The organism is Dyadobacter sp. CY356, from assembly GCF_021440195.1.
Lineage (GTDB): Bacteria > Bacteroidota > Bacteroidia > Cytophagales > Spirosomataceae > Dyadobacter.
Map to the genome: position 1 here is coordinate 345768 of NZ_JAJTSZ010000002.1, position 16836 is coordinate 362603.

Annotated in this window: 13 protein-coding genes; 7 read left to right on the plus strand and 6 right to left on the minus strand. The window is 39.1% G+C overall.

Translation table 11 applies throughout. From position 1 onward, the window contains the following. The 4 genes from hemL to LXL81_RS07685 form a co-directional block, all read right to left on the minus strand. Positions 1-1293 (minus strand): glutamate-1-semialdehyde 2,1-aminomutase, encoded by a 1293-nt coding sequence (gene hemL, locus LXL81_RS07670; protein WP_234646140.1) that lies wholly within the window; start codon positions 1291-1293, stop codon positions 1-3. A gap of 7 nt (positions 1294-1300) precedes the next feature. Further along, on the minus strand, positions 1301-3007 hold the full coding sequence (locus LXL81_RS07675) for an ABC transporter substrate-binding protein (RefSeq protein WP_234646141.1): 1707 nt from the start codon (positions 3005-3007) through the stop codon (positions 1301-1303). A 119-nt stretch (positions 3008-3126) separates the two neighbouring features. After that, a complete protein-coding gene (yidC, locus tag LXL81_RS07680) occupies positions 3127-4950 on the minus strand; it encodes a membrane protein insertase YidC (RefSeq protein WP_234646142.1) in 1824 nt (607 codons plus the stop codon). Between the two features lie 96 nt (positions 4951-5046). Further along, on the minus strand, positions 5047-6693 hold the full coding sequence (locus LXL81_RS07685; protein ID WP_234646143.1) for a CTP synthase: 1647 nt from the start codon (positions 6691-6693) through the stop codon (positions 5047-5049). A 276-nt stretch (positions 6694-6969) separates the two neighbouring features. Here LXL81_RS07685 and LXL81_RS07690 point away from each other — a divergent pair, with 276 nt between their 5' ends. Further along, complete coding sequence (locus LXL81_RS07690) at positions 6970-7866, plus strand: PIG-L deacetylase family protein (RefSeq protein ID WP_234646144.1); 897 nt, start codon at positions 6970-6972, stop codon at positions 7864-7866. Positions 7867-7913: 47 nt separating this feature from the next. On the opposite strand, the gene nspC is transcribed toward LXL81_RS07690, so the two are convergent. Beyond that, the gene (gene nspC, locus LXL81_RS07695) at positions 7914-9071 is read right to left on the minus strand and encodes a carboxynorspermidine decarboxylase (RefSeq protein WP_234646145.1); all 1158 of its coding nucleotides are present in this window, start codon (positions 9069-9071) and stop codon (positions 7914-7916) included. A 131-nt stretch (positions 9072-9202) separates the two neighbouring features. Between nspC and LXL81_RS07700 the strand changes: the two genes are divergently transcribed. From LXL81_RS07700 to LXL81_RS07725, 6 genes are all read left to right on the plus strand, one after another. Then, a complete protein-coding gene (locus LXL81_RS07700; protein WP_234646146.1) occupies positions 9203-9790 on the plus strand; it encodes a 3'-5' exonuclease in 588 nt (195 codons plus the stop codon). After that, positions 9787-10668 carry a bestrophin family protein gene (locus tag LXL81_RS07705; protein ID WP_234646147.1) on the plus strand — a complete coding sequence of 294 codons (882 nt, stop codon included), beginning with the start codon at positions 9787-9789 and terminating at the stop codon, positions 10666-10668. Before LXL81_RS07700 ends, LXL81_RS07705 begins: the two co-directional genes overlap by 4 nt. 325 nt (positions 10669-10993) lie before the next feature. Further along, positions 10994-11413: a hypothetical protein gene (locus tag LXL81_RS07710; RefSeq protein ID WP_234646148.1), complete on the plus strand. Its 420-nt coding sequence runs from the start codon at positions 10994-10996 to the stop codon at positions 11411-11413. A 326-nt stretch (positions 11414-11739) separates the two neighbouring features. Then, positions 11740-12903 (plus strand): MFS transporter, encoded by a 1164-nt coding sequence (locus LXL81_RS07715; RefSeq protein WP_234646149.1) that lies wholly within the window; start codon positions 11740-11742, stop codon positions 12901-12903. Between the two features lie 89 nt (positions 12904-12992). After that, a complete protein-coding gene (locus LXL81_RS07720) occupies positions 12993-13994 on the plus strand; it encodes an alpha/beta fold hydrolase (RefSeq protein WP_234646150.1) in 1002 nt (333 codons plus the stop codon). Between the two features lie 292 nt (positions 13995-14286). Beyond that, a complete protein-coding gene (locus tag LXL81_RS07725) occupies positions 14287-15738 on the plus strand; it encodes a hypothetical protein (protein ID WP_234646151.1) in 1452 nt (483 codons plus the stop codon). Between the two features lie 79 nt (positions 15739-15817). Here the strand turns inward: LXL81_RS07725 and LXL81_RS07730 are convergent, their stop codons facing one another. Then, positions 15818-16738, minus strand: a complete 921-nt coding sequence (locus tag LXL81_RS07730) for a sugar phosphate isomerase/epimerase (protein WP_234646152.1) — start codon at positions 16736-16738, stop codon at positions 15818-15820. Between the last annotated feature and the right edge of the window lie 98 nt (positions 16739-16836).

Here is a 16836-nt window from a genome sequence, read left to right on the forward strand (position 1 = left end):
TTACCCAATTACTTCTTTAAGCGATTCTTCATTTGCTTCGATTATTCTATCAATGTGGCTGTCTTCCAGCGCAGTAGATAAAAACATACTTTCAAATTGAGATGGCCCCATGTAAATACCGCGGTCAAGCATAGCATGAAAATATTTCCCAAACAACGGCAGATTTGAAGATTTGGCAGAAGGAAAATCCGTGACAGCCTGTTCTGTAAAAAACAAAGTATACATGGATCCGATGCTGTTGATCGTGTAATTCAAGCCAAGCTTTTTCATGGAATTGGTAAAACCATTCACCAGTTTGTGACCTGATACTTCCAGCTTGTTATAAACTTCCGGATGTTCGTTTAGATAGTTCAGCATCGTCAATCCAGCAGCCATAGCAATTGGATTTCCGGATAAGGTTCCTGCCTGATAAACCGGCCCCAACGGAGAAATCCAGTTCATGATTTCCGCTTTTCCACCATAAGCACCAACAGGCATACCGCCGCCAATAATTTTACCAAGCGTGGTCAAATCCGGTTTAATACCAAATCTCTCCTGAGCTCCGCCTTTCGAAAGACGAAAACCTGTCATCACTTCATCAAAAATAAATACGATCCCTTCTTCATCACAGATCTTGCGAAGCCCTTCCAGAAAACCTTCTGCCGGCAAAACGCAGCCCATATTTCCTACAACCGGTTCCAGGATCAGCGCCGCTATGTGGCCTTTATTCGCATCAACAAGTTTTTGAACAGCAGCCAGGTCATTGTATGGAGCCGTTAAAGTGTCGTTTGCAACACCTTTTGTGACGCCGGGACTGTCAGGAGTACCAAAAGTGACAGCACCACTACCAGCCGCTATTAAAAAGCTATCGCCATGACCATGGTAACAACCTTCAAACTTGATAATTTTATCACGACCGGTAAAACCACGGGCTACCCTGATTGCAGACATTGTAGCTTCGGTACCTGAATTAACCATACGTACTTTTTCGATGGAAGGTACCATGTTCGTAATTAGTTCTGCAATTTCAACTTCTCTTCTAGTAGGCGCGCCAAAAGAAAAAGAATGCTGGATTGCATCAGAAACCGCTTTTTGAATTAATTCATGTCCATGACCTAAAATCATCGGCCCCCATGAATTGATTAATTCAATGTATTCATTATCATCTTCATCATAAACATAAGGTCCTTTTGCCGATTTGATAAAAACCGGTGAACCACCAACTGCACGAAATGCACGAACAGGAGAATTTACGCCACCGGGAATAAAATGCTGTGCCTTTTCAAATAAGGCCTGACTTGTTGAAATATTCATGATATAATTATCTGACTGGCACCCATTTAGTACCGCTATATTTTAGTATTGGCGAAATCTCGTTTTCGCGTGATTTTGTAAAATCAAAACCTGAAAGCAGGTAATCGTCATCATACCTTCTCATTTCAAGGCCTTTTTTCAAACCATCTTTATATTTAGCCAACATTCTGCCAAAGAAAAGTAGCTGATCATAACCTTGATAAGAATAATTGGATGGAAAAGTGTTCGTTTGCATCCAATAGTTTTTCTGAAATTCCCGCACATTTTCCTTGTCACGGTCAACATGATCTGTTTCTATTAAAAATAAACGAGAGCCATATTTTCCAAGGCGGGACTGCTGCGCATTAAAACTTGCTGAAGTAGCAATTATTGGAGTCGACATTAATTTTCTGTCACTCAAAACTTCAATCAAAGGTGCACCAGAATTACCATCGGATGCAAAAAGGGCAACATGCGCTGGTTTGTTAGTTTCAAAGGCAGAAATTTTGTTTTGCATCCACTCACGATCCGATATAACCTTTAGCATTTGAATTACCTTGCCCCCGCGGGAAGTAACCTCACTGGCATAAGTAAATGCCATTACTGAATCCTTTGCGCTTCCTCCATAGTAAACGGCCACAGAAGGGCCAGGTGCAACAGTTTTCATCCACTCAGCAGCCTTTTGAACCTGAAAAGGAATGGAAGGATGTGCTAAAAAAGTATTTTCTCCATGTTTAACAACATTGGCATCCGTTGAAAGCGGGTTCAGAATATACAAATTGGTACCCGAAACATAATTCGCCGCCACTTCAAAAGTGCTTGGATATAACGGGCCTATGACCAGATCTGATTGCTGAAAATCAGTATTGTTGACGATCATTTTCATCGATTTTTCATCGTTACTAACGTCGTAAGCCCATAGATTTATTTTAATTCCTTCTGTATCAAGTTGCTGCTTTGCCTGAACCAATCCAAGATAATAATCGTAGGCAAACTGATTGGTACGTTTTTTAGAACTGCCAAATTCTTCCAGACGAAATGGGAGTAAAACCGCTACATTGAAATAACCTTTTTCCCACTGATTTTCACGTTTCGGAATACTTTTATCCGGCCCTTCGGTCTTTTCAATTTTTTCTTTTCCACTTACTTTAAAATCTGCACTTAACTGATTCGCCTGCATCAAATCGGTTTTTGTAGAAGATGGCGAACGTTCGATGGATTGTATCAGGGCAATAGCAATATCACGATCTTCCGGATACTGTTTTTGAATTTCTTTCAGTTTAGCAAGATCCCGGATTTCACCAAAATAATGCTGCTTTAAACCCTGCACATCTTTACTATAAGATGATTCTTTGATACGCTGTAAAAATCCCAGCCCCTCTTTGTATTGCTCCGTTGCCAGATTGTTTGCACCCAGCAAATAGTATGCGTCATTGATCTTGTTCCAGCCTGGATAACGACTGACAAGCTGAAGTAACATTTGCTTGCTTTCTCTATACCTTTTTAGCTGAAAAGCTGATAACGCATAATAATAATGTGCGTAAGGGGTATACGGTGCCTGAATATTGGTGCTCGTTAAGGGAGCAAATTTTTCGATTGCAGTTGCGTATCTGCCCTGTTTAAGATCCGAAAGGGCTGATTTGTATTTGGATTCATTGAGTTCAGGATTTTGAGCAAAAACATTATTGCTTAAAACTGAACTGATTAATATTATAAAAAGAACGAAAATTCTCATTAGTCTTTTAGTCGATGTTTATTTGGTGGGTCAAATTACGAAAACCGTTTTAAGGGAAAAAGAAACGGGCAATGTTTCCATCCGAAACATTGCCCTCTTTCCTTTGGTAAACTACCTTATTATTTGCGTTTCGTACGTTTATCTAATTCAGCTTGTTTCTTTTTAGCTTCATCAGCTGCCTGGAGCGACTTGGCCAGATATTTTTGAAACTTCGTTTCTTTCTTCTCGCCGTTTGCATTTTTCTTACGGTTCTCTTCCAGAATGTTTCTGATCTTATCTTCGTTCACAAACTTTTTGATCAACAACTGCTGACCGATTGTAACAACGTTTGAAACAAAATAATAGAATGTAAGACCAGCCGGGAACGAGTTCAGAACAAACATAAACATCAACGGCATGATGTAGCTCAACATCTTCATGTTAACCGGCCCAGGCTGTGTTGGTGTGATCTGGTTATTATAATATGCATATCCGATACTCGAAATCGTCATCATGATGGTAAACAAACTTACGTGATTACCATAAAATGGAAGTGATACCGGCAATTTTATGAAAGAATCGTATGTCGATAAATCGTTGGCCCACAAGAAATGTTGTTGCCGCAACTCAATTAAATTCGGGAATAAAAAGAAGAGCGAAAACAAAATCGGCATGGTTGCGAGAACCGGAATACACCCACTCAGCGGACTCACACCTACTTCCTGATACAATTTCATCTGATCCTGCTGTTGTTTTGCAGCATCATCAGGATTTTTTGCTTTCAATTCTTCCAGCTCCGGCGCAAGCAATTTCATCTTCGCCATGCTGATGTATGATTTGTAGGTAAGCGGCGTAAGCAACGTTTTTACAAATAATACAAGACAGATGATCAGTAAACCATAATTTGAAATAAAACCTTCCAGGAAATTAAACAATGGAACCAGGAAGAATTTGTTGATCGGTTTCAGGAAAGCGTATCCTAAATAAACGTTCTGATCGAAGTTTTCAGCCTTCACTGTCTGAACGATATGGTAATCATTCGGGCCAATATAAAACTGGAAATTGGCTTCGTTTTTCTGAACTGCCAGCATTGGAATTGCGGCGGCCACGTTTGCAGTCTTTACAATTGTTGTGTCGTTGACATTAACCAGTGTTTTTACATCAACATTTGTAAAAGGATGTTTTTCAGAAATAAGACCAGCCAGGAAATACTTGTGTTTGATCGTAAACCATTTCACAGGATCTTCTGCTTTTGCTTCTTCATTAGCAGTAGGGCTTTGTGAAAGACTGTGCAAGCCGTCCGTGTAATAATTGACAGTGATAGCCTTGCGGTTTTCATTCATGTCATTTTCTAGCTTCAAAAGATCGTTTTTCCAGTCAAAACGGATTGTTTTATCTCCTGCAACCAGACTGTTAGACTTGATGCCGTAATCAATTACATAACCAGAACCATGAACAACATAATTTTGCTCAACAAACTGGCCTTTACCTAAATCTGTGCGGTAAGAAATAATAGCAGAATCCTTTGCGGCCAGCGTTTTACCTGTTGAAGTGGTAGTAAAATACAGCTCTGCAAGATTTACATTCCCCGATTGGGTAGGAAATTCAATTTGAAATTTATTGTGGTCTTCAACAATAAGATAAAGCGGTTTCTGATCAAAAGTTTTGTATTTTTTCAACATTACTTCTTTCAGAATACCACCCTTATTTGTGAAAACAACACGGGAATCCGTTGTTTCTATAACAAGATCCTGCTGCGAAATTTTGACAGCCGAAGTATCACCAGCGCTTGCAACTGCTTGTGTTGAATCCGATGCAAGCGCACCTTTTACAGTCACCGTTTTAGCAGAGTCACTATTTACCTGAGTTATCGGTGCGGGTTCAACTGGTTTTGGAACCAGAAACTGATAACCTACCAGCATTAGCATAATTAGTACTAAGCCGATTATAAAATTTTTATCCATTCTAAACTAAAAATTATTGAAGATATTGCCCCATCGGGAGGGCAAAGGTAATAAGTTTTTCCTGATTGGCTTTCCTGATTACGGGATAAGATCAAATCAGGAGATAACCGATCGTTTTTCAAGTGAATAAGTAAGTGCAGCTTTAACGAAATTAACGAAAAGCGGATGCGGATTCATTACAGTACTTTTCAATTCAGGGTGGAACTGAACCCCAACATAAAACGGATGCCCTGGTAACTCAACCATTTCAACCAGATTGTTGTCCGGATTAATACCCGTAGCCATCATACCTTTGTCTTCAAAAGCTTTCAGGTATTTGTTATTAAATTCGTAACGGTGACGGTGACGTTCTTTTATGTTCAGTTTTCCGTAAATACGGTTTGCCAGAGAATCTTTTTTCAAACGGCAAGGATAAGCTCCGAGACGCATAGTACCCCCTTTATTGGAAATATCTTTCTGATCTTCCATTAAATTGATAACCGGATGTTCCGTAGTAGCATCCATTTCAACCGAATGCGCACCTTCGAGTCCAACCACGTTTCGGCCGTACTCAATAACTGCCATCTGCATACCAAGACAAATCCCAAAAAAAGGAATTCCGTTTTCACGAACGTATTGAATAGCTTCAATTTTTCCATCAATACCTCTTTCTCCAAAACCCGGAGCAACAAGTACGCCATCCAGATCTGCAAGTTTTTCAACCACATTTTCAGGCGTAAGGCTTTCAGAATGAATCCATTCGATAGTCACTTTACATTCATTGGCCGAACCTGCATGAATAAAAGATTCTACGATTGACTTGTAGGCATCGTGTAATTCAACGTACTTTCCAACCAGACCAATTCTTATTGCATCAATCGGATTTTTCAATCTCGACAAGAAAGTTTTCCAGGCATCAAGATCCACGTCCTTGTCATTATATATGTCCAGCATATACAAAGCACGCTGATCAAGTCTTTCCTTCAACATCAATAACGGCACAGCATAAATCGTGTCGGCGTCCATGGCTTCGATAACAGAATTAACCTGGACGTTACAAAACAACGCAATTTTTTTACGTAGTTCTATCGGCAAAGGATGTTCCGTGCGACAAACCAGAATATCAGGCTGAATACCAGATTCCTGCAACATTCTAACCGAGTGCTGCGTTGGTTTGGTTTTCAATTCACCGGCAGAATTCAGGTAAGGAATAAGCGTAAGGTGAATAATTAAGGTATCATTATGTTCAAGTTCAAACTTGATCTGTCGAACAGCTTCTAAAAACGGAAGCGATTCGATGTCACCGACACAACCACCAATTTCTGTAATAACGATATCATAGTCACCGGTTTGACCCAGCAACATCATATTTCTCTTTAGCTCATCTGTGATGTGAGGAACAACCTGAACGGTTTTTCCAAGGAAATCTCCGCGTCTTTCTGCTGTAATAACATTGTGATATACTCTACCGGTAGTAACGTTATTTGCCTGAGAAGTACTCACGTTTAAGAAACGTTCGTAGTGACCTAAATCCAGATCCGTTTCAGCACCATCGTCCGTTACATAGCATTCACCATGCTCGTAAGGATTCATTGTACCCGGATCAATATTTATGTATGGATCAAATTTTTGGATTGTTACTGAAAGCCCTCTGGCTTGCAGTAATTTAGCAAGAGAAGATGCTATTATCCCTTTACCTAATGAAGATGTAACACCGCCCGTAACGAAAATGTACTTAGCGGTCTTTCGTGCTTTGGAAGCCATAAGACTTTGCTTTTTTTCTATGATTACGGGATACAAAAGTACAGCAAAAAAGACAGATTTTTATGGTTTGCCTCTTAAATATTTCTATTCGGCACTGTAACGGATTGGAAGTCTTTATGATGAAGCCGGAAAAAAATAATATTTGAACATTTCCGTGAATGCGTTTATGCACATTTCAAGTGCTCAAAATACTATTTTTCTCCTTTCTTTTCATTTTATGGTATATTTAAAATCCCTTTTTGAGCATAACGAAAACGTTTCCTAACCCTGATTTCCATGAAAAAAATTTTTGTACTTCTTGTAGCCTTATTGGCCACAGGCGCAGCAAAATCTCAAACCGCTGCCAAACCTCAACCTTCCGTTCCTATACGTGTAATCGTTTTCGGTGCACATCCGGATGACTGTGATTTGGGAGCGGGCGGCATTGCGACCATGTATTCTGCCATGGGTCATAAGGTGAAATTTGTATCTCTGACGAATGGCGATAAAGGCCATCAAAGCATGAGTGAAGGAAAACTGTATTACCGCCGCTTAAAAGAGGCTCAGGAAGCGGCAAAGCGTTTTGGGATTGAATATGAGGTACTGCACAATAATGATGGCGAATTGTTTCCAACTTTGGAAAACCGTCTGGAAGTGATCCGGCAGATAAGAAAATGGAATGCAGATATTGTAATTGCTCCAAGGACCAATGATTATCATCCTGATCATAGAAATACGGGCGTTATTGTGCAGGATGCGGCCTATCTGGTGATTGTCCCAAACATCGCGGGCAACGTACCGCCGCTTAGAAAAAATCCGGTATTCCTCTATTTCCGGGATCGTTTCCAAAAACCAAATCCTTTCCGCCCGGATATTGCCATTGACATTACTGCTGCCCTACCCCAAAAAGTAAATGGATTGGACGCCCATGTTTCTCAATTTTATGAATGGTTGCCATGGACGAATCAGGATCTTGAAAATGTACCGAAAGATACCGTTGAACGAAAAAAGTGGCTTTTTGCCGCGATGGAAAAAAGGTCCGCAGTGACACCGGAAATAAAAGTTTCGCTTGAAAAATGGTATGGAAAAGAAAAGGCAGATCTGGTAAAACAGGCAGAGGTTTTTGAAATATGTGAGTATGGTAAACAACCAACTACCGAAGAGATCAGGAAATTATTCCCGATGCTCCCCTGAAAATTTGGCCTTACAGATCAGGTTAACATCTGTAAGGCCAGTTTTTCTTATGATAAACGATCTTTGAAACTTTCGTATCCGTAAGACCTGATTAATCTAAAAGTCTCGTTCTCTTGCCAGATACCAATGGAAGGAAGGTTAACGCCGTTAAATGTTGTTGTTTTTACCATAGTATAATGGATCATATCCTCAAAGATGATCTGATCACCTATCTCTAAGGGTTTGTCAAACGAATAATCACCAATAAAATCACCAGCCAGACAAGTCATTCCACCCATTCTATATGTTGGTTTTCCAGCTTGCGCTTCGTGATAAGCTCCGCGTATAACCGGTTTGTAAGGCATTTCCAAAGTATCCGGCATATGCGCCGCAAAGGAAGTATCCAGAATGGCTACATCAATTCCCTGACTATCCATTACATCCAAAACCGTTGTAACCAATTCTCCGGTTCGCCAGGCAATGGCCGAACCAGGTTCCAGGATCACTTCAATATTATATTTAGCACGGATTTTCTGAACAAGTTCCACCAGTTTTTCAGTATCATAACCTTCCCTGGTCATCAAATGTCCACCGCCCATGTTCAGCCATTTTGCCTGATGCAACAAATCTGCAAAACGCGTTTCTAAGGCTTCCAATGTTCTTTCCAAAGTGTAAGAATCATTTTCACAAAGAGAATGAAAATGGATTCCGTCGATTCCTTCGGGCAGGGTATCCGGCAGTTTATCTCTTGTAACACCCAAACGTGAACCTGGTACGCACGGATTGTACATATCCGTTTCCACCTCAGAATACTGCGGATTCACACGAATGCCGCAAGACAAAGCTTGCTCTGGATTATTGATTTTATAATCCAGAACTCTTTCCTTAAACCGCTCCCACTGACTAAATGAATTGAATGTAATGTAACTGCTGCGTTCCATGATTTCAGTGAATTCACTATCAAGATAAGCCGGCATATAAGTATGTGCCGGATATCCCATAAAATCATTGATGAGTTTTACTTCATTTAAAGAACTGGCCGTGGCACCGCTTAAATATTCTTTAACAATTGGAAAAACGCTGTACATGGAAAAACCTTTGAGCGCAAGAATAATTTTGCAGCCGGCAGCTTTCTGTACCTGATCTATTAGTTGCAGATTTTTTCTAAGTAAACTCTCCTCTAAAACAAAACAGGGAGACGGGATATTCGTGTAATCGATTGGCATTTTTATATACAAATGAGCGATGAATCAATGAGCTAAAAGCAATGTTTATTTACATTTGCGTACAAAAGTAAAAGATTGGTTTCCGAAAATTGCATTTTACTTATTTCATTTCAAATTAATAATATTGAATTATGTCCTTCCTTGTGCTTGATATCGAAATGACCGGGCCTGAGCCGGGCTGGAATGAAATTATACAGATCGGAGCGGAATTCTTTGACGATCAGTGGCGTTCGCTAGGCACTTATCTTCAAAATGTATATCCTGAAAACGAAGAAGCCTTCACAGCCAAATCAGAAGAAGTTCACGGTCTCTCCATCGACGATCTCGAAGATGCACCCATGATTTTTGATGTAATACCTGAATTTGAAAAATGGCTTAAAAAATTAAATTCCGGCAAACCAAATCTTTCAAACATCATTATATGTGGACAAAGTGTTGTGTATGACATCAATTTCCTCCGTTTTGCCTATCGGAAAGAAAAGATCAACTGGCCCTTTTCCAATAAACAAATTGATTTGCATACCGTTTCTTATCTGTTTTTCAAGATTTTAGAAAAGAATGGACAATCCGTTCCGCGGTCTTTGAGCCTGGGATCTGTTTCAGGTTATTTTGGATTTGAAAGAGAAGACGAAACGCACAACGCATTGGAAGATGCACAATTAACAGCGCGTTGTTTTAAAGAATTCTTCAAACTGATTGATAAGGTAAAGCTCGTATGATTGATTATAACCCGAAAGAGTGGTACCGGTATATATTTTATTTCCAGAAGGGAGATACGGTAAGGAAATTATTTCCGCTGATCATGACCATAATGGTTTACACCACTGTGCTGTCCTATTTTATTCTGAAAGTATGGCGCATCGGTGAAAACACGGATTTGAAAAATATATCATTAATGCATTCCTTGCTGGGTTTTGTTATTTCAATGCTACTGGTTTTCAGGACTAATACTGCCTATGACCGCTGGTGGGAAGGCAGAAGGCAATGGGGCGCGTTGATGAATAGCAGCCGTAATCTTGCCTTGAAAATAAATTCTTTGGTTGGAGATGAAAATGACGAAGCGAGGGAATTTTTCAGACTTATGATACCAAATTATGCTTTTGCTTTTAAGAACCATTTAAGGGGTCAGTTTCTATCCGAAAATTTTACTGAAACATCTACATTCAAGCTATCTGATCTGCATTTAGATGATCATATTCCAAATCAGATCGCATCAGCATTATTCAGGAAGTCGGTTGAAATGCAAAAAAGCGGACAGATATTACCAGAGCATCTCATCATATTAAACGTTGAACTGGAAAGTTTCACAAATATCTGTGGTGCCTGTGAAAGAATAAAAAACACCCCTATTCCCCTCTCTTATAGTTCTTTTATAAAAAAGTTCATCTTCATATATTGTCTCACATTGCCAATCGGTTATGTTTTCAGCCTTCATTTTCTGGTAATTCCATTCGTCATGTTTGTGTTTTATATCCTGGCAAGTCTGGAAGTTATTGCGGAAGAAATTGAAGACCCCTTTGGAGTTGATGCGAATGACCTTCCTATTGACAGGATCTGTGCAGGCATTCAGCTTTCGGCAAATTCGTTGTTAAAATAAATTTTAATGCATTTTTAATTCAATTTTAATGCGATTTATTAGAAACTCATTAAAATTTAAACTATTTAGAAATATTTATTCCGGTGCATAAGTAAAGTAAATTCTATGATTTAAACCTTTTTTTGTTCAGTTACCAGTGATTTACGTTCCTGTTATTCTAAAAATTTTATTTTTATATCATTTTCATAGTGATTTAGTTACCTATATTTCCAAAATGTCCAAAATCATCTAATTTTTGATGATTTAGAAGTGTTTAAAATTTGATGTTTCTTGCGGTTGATCCTTCGGGATTGTTGTTCATTAATCCAATAAACATCTTAAAATCATGAAAAAATCGTTTTTAATATTCGCTGCAATAATCATATCAGGTTTCATTTCAGGTGCAGTTAAAGCACAATCCACAATCGTTGATCCCGGAATGTCAACGCATAATTACAAACATCCAAATAAGGCTGCCAAAGCAAAGGCTTTGAAGAATGACGGGATTGTTGTTTCCAATATCAACACTATTGAGTCGTACAGCAAGCAGCAGAACTCCGGATATGTAAGCACAACACCAAAATATGCGCCGCGCGCGACACCGTTGGTTGTGACGCGTACTTATAAAAAGGAAGCAGTTGATATTAATCCGCTGATCTCGCCTAGAAATTATAAGACGCCCAATGTTGCAGAGCGTAGTAACGGATCCGAAGTTGCGAACGTAAAAAGCAGGAGAGATACGCTGGGCTATCTGACCATCGATTAATTTACTTCAAACTATAAACTGAAAGGCCGGTGCAAATAGCATCGGCTTTTTTTGTTGCATTTCCTTTTTAGATACATTTTGATCAGGAACGTTCACACAATTCCAAAATTCTTCAATTAATACAATAACTGCTTTTTATTATTATTGAAATAATGCAAATTAATGGAATGTTATTTAATCAGTTTGTGTTTTTATATCAACCAGAGGCAATATTGGTTTTACGCCCGGTCGATTTAACACCATAAAGAAATTATCAAATTCTGTGAAATGTTATATTTTTTCTAATCTATAACATTTACTAAGATCACAGAGCAACTTTAATATATATGTCATATTCAATTTTAGCACCTTCGCAGTCAAAGAAATATCTCCGGATGGCCGTTGCGGCTTTTTTCTTTGTTCAGGGATTAAGTTTTGCAGCCTGGGCCAGCCGTATTCCGGATATTAAAAATATGCTGCATCTGACCGAAGGTGGTTTGGGCACTGTATTGCTCGCCTTACCATTGGGACTAATGGCGAGTTTGCCAATTTCGGGCTGGATGGTTACTAAGTATGGCAGCAAAAAAATGGTTCTTTTTGGAGCGATACTTTATGCGATCACATTAACCTTTATCGGTTTTGCAACCAGAACTGAACAGCTTGTTATCGTCCTTTTCTCTTTCGGCCTTTGGGGTAACCTTTGTAATATCGCCGTCAATACCCAGGCGGTTGCGGTGGAACAGGTTTATGGAAAATCTATTATGGCTTCATTTCACGGATTGTGGAGCCTTGCAGGATTTGTGAGCGCGATGATCGGTACGTTTTTCATTTCTATCAGCATTCCGCCGCAGATTCATTTTATGGTAATCGCTGTAATTGCCTTTGCAATTATATTTACGGCTTACAAACATACCATGCCTGACAGCGAAAAAAATAGTGGTGAAGAACAACCGATGTTTGTTAAACCGGATCGTGATTTATTAATGCTCGGTTTGATCGGATTTTGTGCGATGGTTTGTGAAGGTGCGATGTTTGACTGGTCGGGTGTATATTTTATGGAAGTTGTGAAAGTTCCTGCTTCAATGAAAACAATGGGATATGTTGCTTTCATGGGAACTATGACTGGCGGCCGTTTCGCAGGTGACTGGCTGGCAAATAAAATCGGAAGAAAGAAAATGCTTCAGATAAGCGGTTTATTGATGGCGGGAGGTTTAGGAATTGCTGTTTTGCTGCCCTACATGGCGAGCGCAACTTTTGGTTTGTTGCTGGTTGGTTTTGGAGTTTCATCCGTTGTTCCACTGGTATACAGTGCCGCCGGAAGATCTACAACGATGTCGGCTGGAATGGCCTTAGCTGCCGTATCTTCAATCAGTTTCATCGGTTTCCTTATTGGCCCTCCGCTAATCGGGATCGTAGCCCAAATGGCAGATCTTCGTTTCTCGTTTGCCGTAGTTGCGATGTTAGCTTTTTGTACAACACTTTTATCTTCCAAAGCGAAACTGATCCAATAATCTGGATTGAACAGGTTTCAGTATAGATTGGTACATTTTTATTAGCCAGGATAGCGACTTTGTCATCCTGGCTTTTTTATTTTTAAATTATGAAAACATCGTTCGTCCTTATAATCTGTCTTTTATTCGCGCTTCAGGTAAATGCTCAAAATGATTCGCTCAGGAATCTGGACATTAATCTTGAAAATTATCAATATCCATTTGCCGTAAATTTTCTGCCTCTTGATTTACAGGGAGAAAAATTGAAAATGGCATATATGGACGTGCACCCGGAAACACCTAATGGAAAAACGGTGGTTTTGCTGCATGGTAAAAACTTCAACGGCGCTTACTGGGAGCAGACAGCCAAAGCGCTTACAAAATCCGGTTTCCGTGTCATTATTCCTGATCAGATTGGCTTTGGAAAATCATCTAAACCGCAGCATTTTCAATATTCTTTCCAGCAACTGGCAACCAATACAAAAAAAATTCTCGACACTCTTGATATTACCTCTGTTACCATTCTCGGACATTCGATGGGCGGAATGGTTGCGATGCGTTTTGCCTTAATGTTTCCTGAAACTGCTGAAAGACTTGTACTTCTTAACCCTCTGGGCCTGGAAGATTATAAATTGAAAGTTCCATATCAGTCCGTTGATAAATGGTATCAAACTGAATTGAAAAGCAATTTTGAAACAATTAAAAAATATCAGCTCAGCAGCTATTATGATGGGAAATGGAAAGATGCGTACACACGCTGGGCTAATCTTTATGCCGGCTGGACACTCAATAAAGATTATCCAAGAGTCGCCTGGAACTCTGCGCTTACCTATGATTTGATTATGACGCAGCCGGTTATTTATGAAATTCAAAATATTAAATCACGGACTTTATTGATAATCGGACAAAGAGACCGAAGCTCGGTAGGCAAAAATCTGGCTTCTGCGGAAGATCAGAAAGTGCTGGGAAATTATCCTGAACTTGGAAAAAAAGCCAACGCCCTTATTAAAAATAGTAAACTGATCCCACTCGATAACATCGGACACCTTCCCCATATTGAGAACTTTGACAGGTTTATAAAACCTTTATTAAACTTCCTGAATGAAAAATAAGAGCTCCGTTAAATAGAATTTTTTTGAGAAGCTAAATGAAGACCGTTGGATAAATAGTGTTTTAAAACGTATGATTTTAATCAAATTTCGATTAATTTAATACGACCAAACCTCTATTCGATATGCTATGGTATATAATTTTTACTTTAAATTAATTCTATTTTTATTATTATTTTTTATTGCATTATGGCTTGGCAGGTCCTATTCAAAACCAACCAATAACTCATTCAGCAATCCTGCCTTACTTGTAATCGGTTTTTTTATTCTGACTTTTCTGATACGGTTCCTGTATATGGAAGAGGCTGAGTCAAACATCGATACAAGCACCTGGCTGAGTGCAATGCATTCCGTCAATCACTATTCTTCCTGGCTCTGGACAATTTTAAATTATACCGATTCCCGCCCTCTGACGGTTCTTCCCCTTATCATTGTTTCCAAATTTGGTGTAAATGTTGGCTATATCACTTCTGAATGTATAGGGCTCCTATTCTGGCTTTTAACTACTTTTTTTCTCTATAAAATCTTCGATCTTTTTCTTTCTAAACGTGTCAATCTTATTCTTATCTGGGGATTTTGTCTGTTAATCGGAACCACTTTTGTCTCCGATTACACTGCTTATAATTCAGAGCAACCAAGTGTTTTAATGCTTACAAGTTCCATATATGCCTATTTTTCTTATTGTTACGGTCAATGGAAAAACAATTTTGGAATACTGGCTTTTGGAATTGTGATGGGAAGTCTGGTTTATGTTAAATTCCAAAATGTTCCGATGGGATTCTTTATCACCATAGCATTCCTGATCGAAATCCTGCTTCAAAAACGATGGAAAAGTGCTGCAATCCTGATCACAGGAGGATTGCTGCCTACGACCCTGATCAATCTGTATTACTTTTCACAAGATAGTCTGATGATATTCTGGAATAATTACTTCTGGAATTATTTCTACTACGCTTACACGACGCAGTTTTCAGATGTGCCAATAAGTGACCGGTTTAATCTGATAAGAATTTTCAGATTTATATATTTTTATGATGATTCGAAATGGTACTTTTTATCAATATCACTCATCATCACGGTTGGTGTTATCTCCAATGTCGCCAAACGTATATCTACTACGTCCAAACAGAAGAAAATCTTCTTTTTCACCTTGCTTTATACCTTTGTTTGTCTGTATGCCATCTTGCAATCCGGAAATTCCTTTGCTCATTACAAGTTGTATTTATGGGTTCCTGCTACACTTTTTACGGGAATTATCATTTCAATATCACCTGAAATTTTACAAAAGTATTGTCTGTATTTCTTTCTGATAAGCGGCACAATCGTGGCTGGCAAGAATATCCTGGTGAAGGAAAAAAATCAGGTAGCCATTCATTCGGCATTAGATCAAAAAATAATCGCCAGCATTAGAAAAAATTCTAGTTCAAATGAGCCGGTCATTGTCTGGGGTTGGCGAGATCAGTTGTATGTCAGAGCTGCCAGGCCAATGGGATACCGGGATGCGCACAGTTTTCATTTTGCGTTAAAATCAAGACTGATTCCGTTCTGGACAACAGACTTTTTGAATGATATCCGTAGAAATAAACCAGCTGTTTTTGTGGACGTTACAAAGCCGGAAGGCTATTCAACATTTGCCAGAATCCTTTCCCCTCATCACAAAATCCCAAAAATTCGAGATCATATTAAAAAGTACTATGCGCTGGTAGAAAATATTGAAGGTGTTAAAATATATAAGTTGAAGAAATGAGAGGGAATAAAAAAAAACAATAATCCCGGGACTAACTAACTTATTTACATAGTCGTTTCCGGGACTACTGCATTCATTGTCAGGCAAAAAATTGCTTCACATAATTTCTGCTGGTAAGTATTGCGCTTTGTACATCCGCGATATTTCCTTCATAGGCTTTATCTTCAACCTCAATAACGACAGGTCCGCGGTACCGAACGTCTGTCAACGCACCAAAAAATCCACGCCAGTTCACATCACCAAATCCCGGCAATTTTGGCGAATGATATTCCAAAGGATTGGCCATGATTCCTACCCTGTCAAGCTTGTCTTTGTAAAGCTTTGCATCCTTCAGATGCACATGATGCAAACGATCCTTATAAGCATAAATCGGCTTAATTTCGTCCATCATTTGCCAGATCATATGTGACGGATCGTAATTCAGGCCAAATATCGGGCTTGGAATTATTTCAAACATCCGGTCCCAGACAGCAGGACTGATCGCCAGGTTTTTCCCTCCCGGCCATTCATCATCTGTAAAAAACATCGGACAATTTTCAATGGCAAGTTTTATGTTATTTTCCTCTGCAACTTTCACAATTGCCGGCCAGACATCCGCGAAAGTTTTCAGATTTTCCTGAATACTTTTGGAAGGATCACGACCTATAAAAGTTGTAACCACCGGAATATTCAGTCTGGCAGCCCCACGAATAACCTGTTTGATATGCTCAATATAAAATTCAGACTTTACGGGATCCGGATCCATCGGATTTGGATAATAGCCCAAAGCAGAAATAAAAACCTGCGCTTCCTTTAATGCATAATGGATTTCACCGACCTTCTGGTCTGTCAGTGTATTTACATCAATATGGGTGACACCGGCATAACGGCGACTATCCGCATTTCCTGTGGGCCAGCACATCATTTCAATACATGAAAATCCATGGTTACCGGCAAATTTAACAACATGGTCAAAACCAAAATCACCTAATATCGCACTATTAAAACCTAATTTGAGCATAAGAAAAAGGATTAGATATTAATTGAATGCTATGAAAACGTACGTCTTCAAGGCATACTCAGATGTGAAATTAAGGATATCATTTTTAAATCACATGG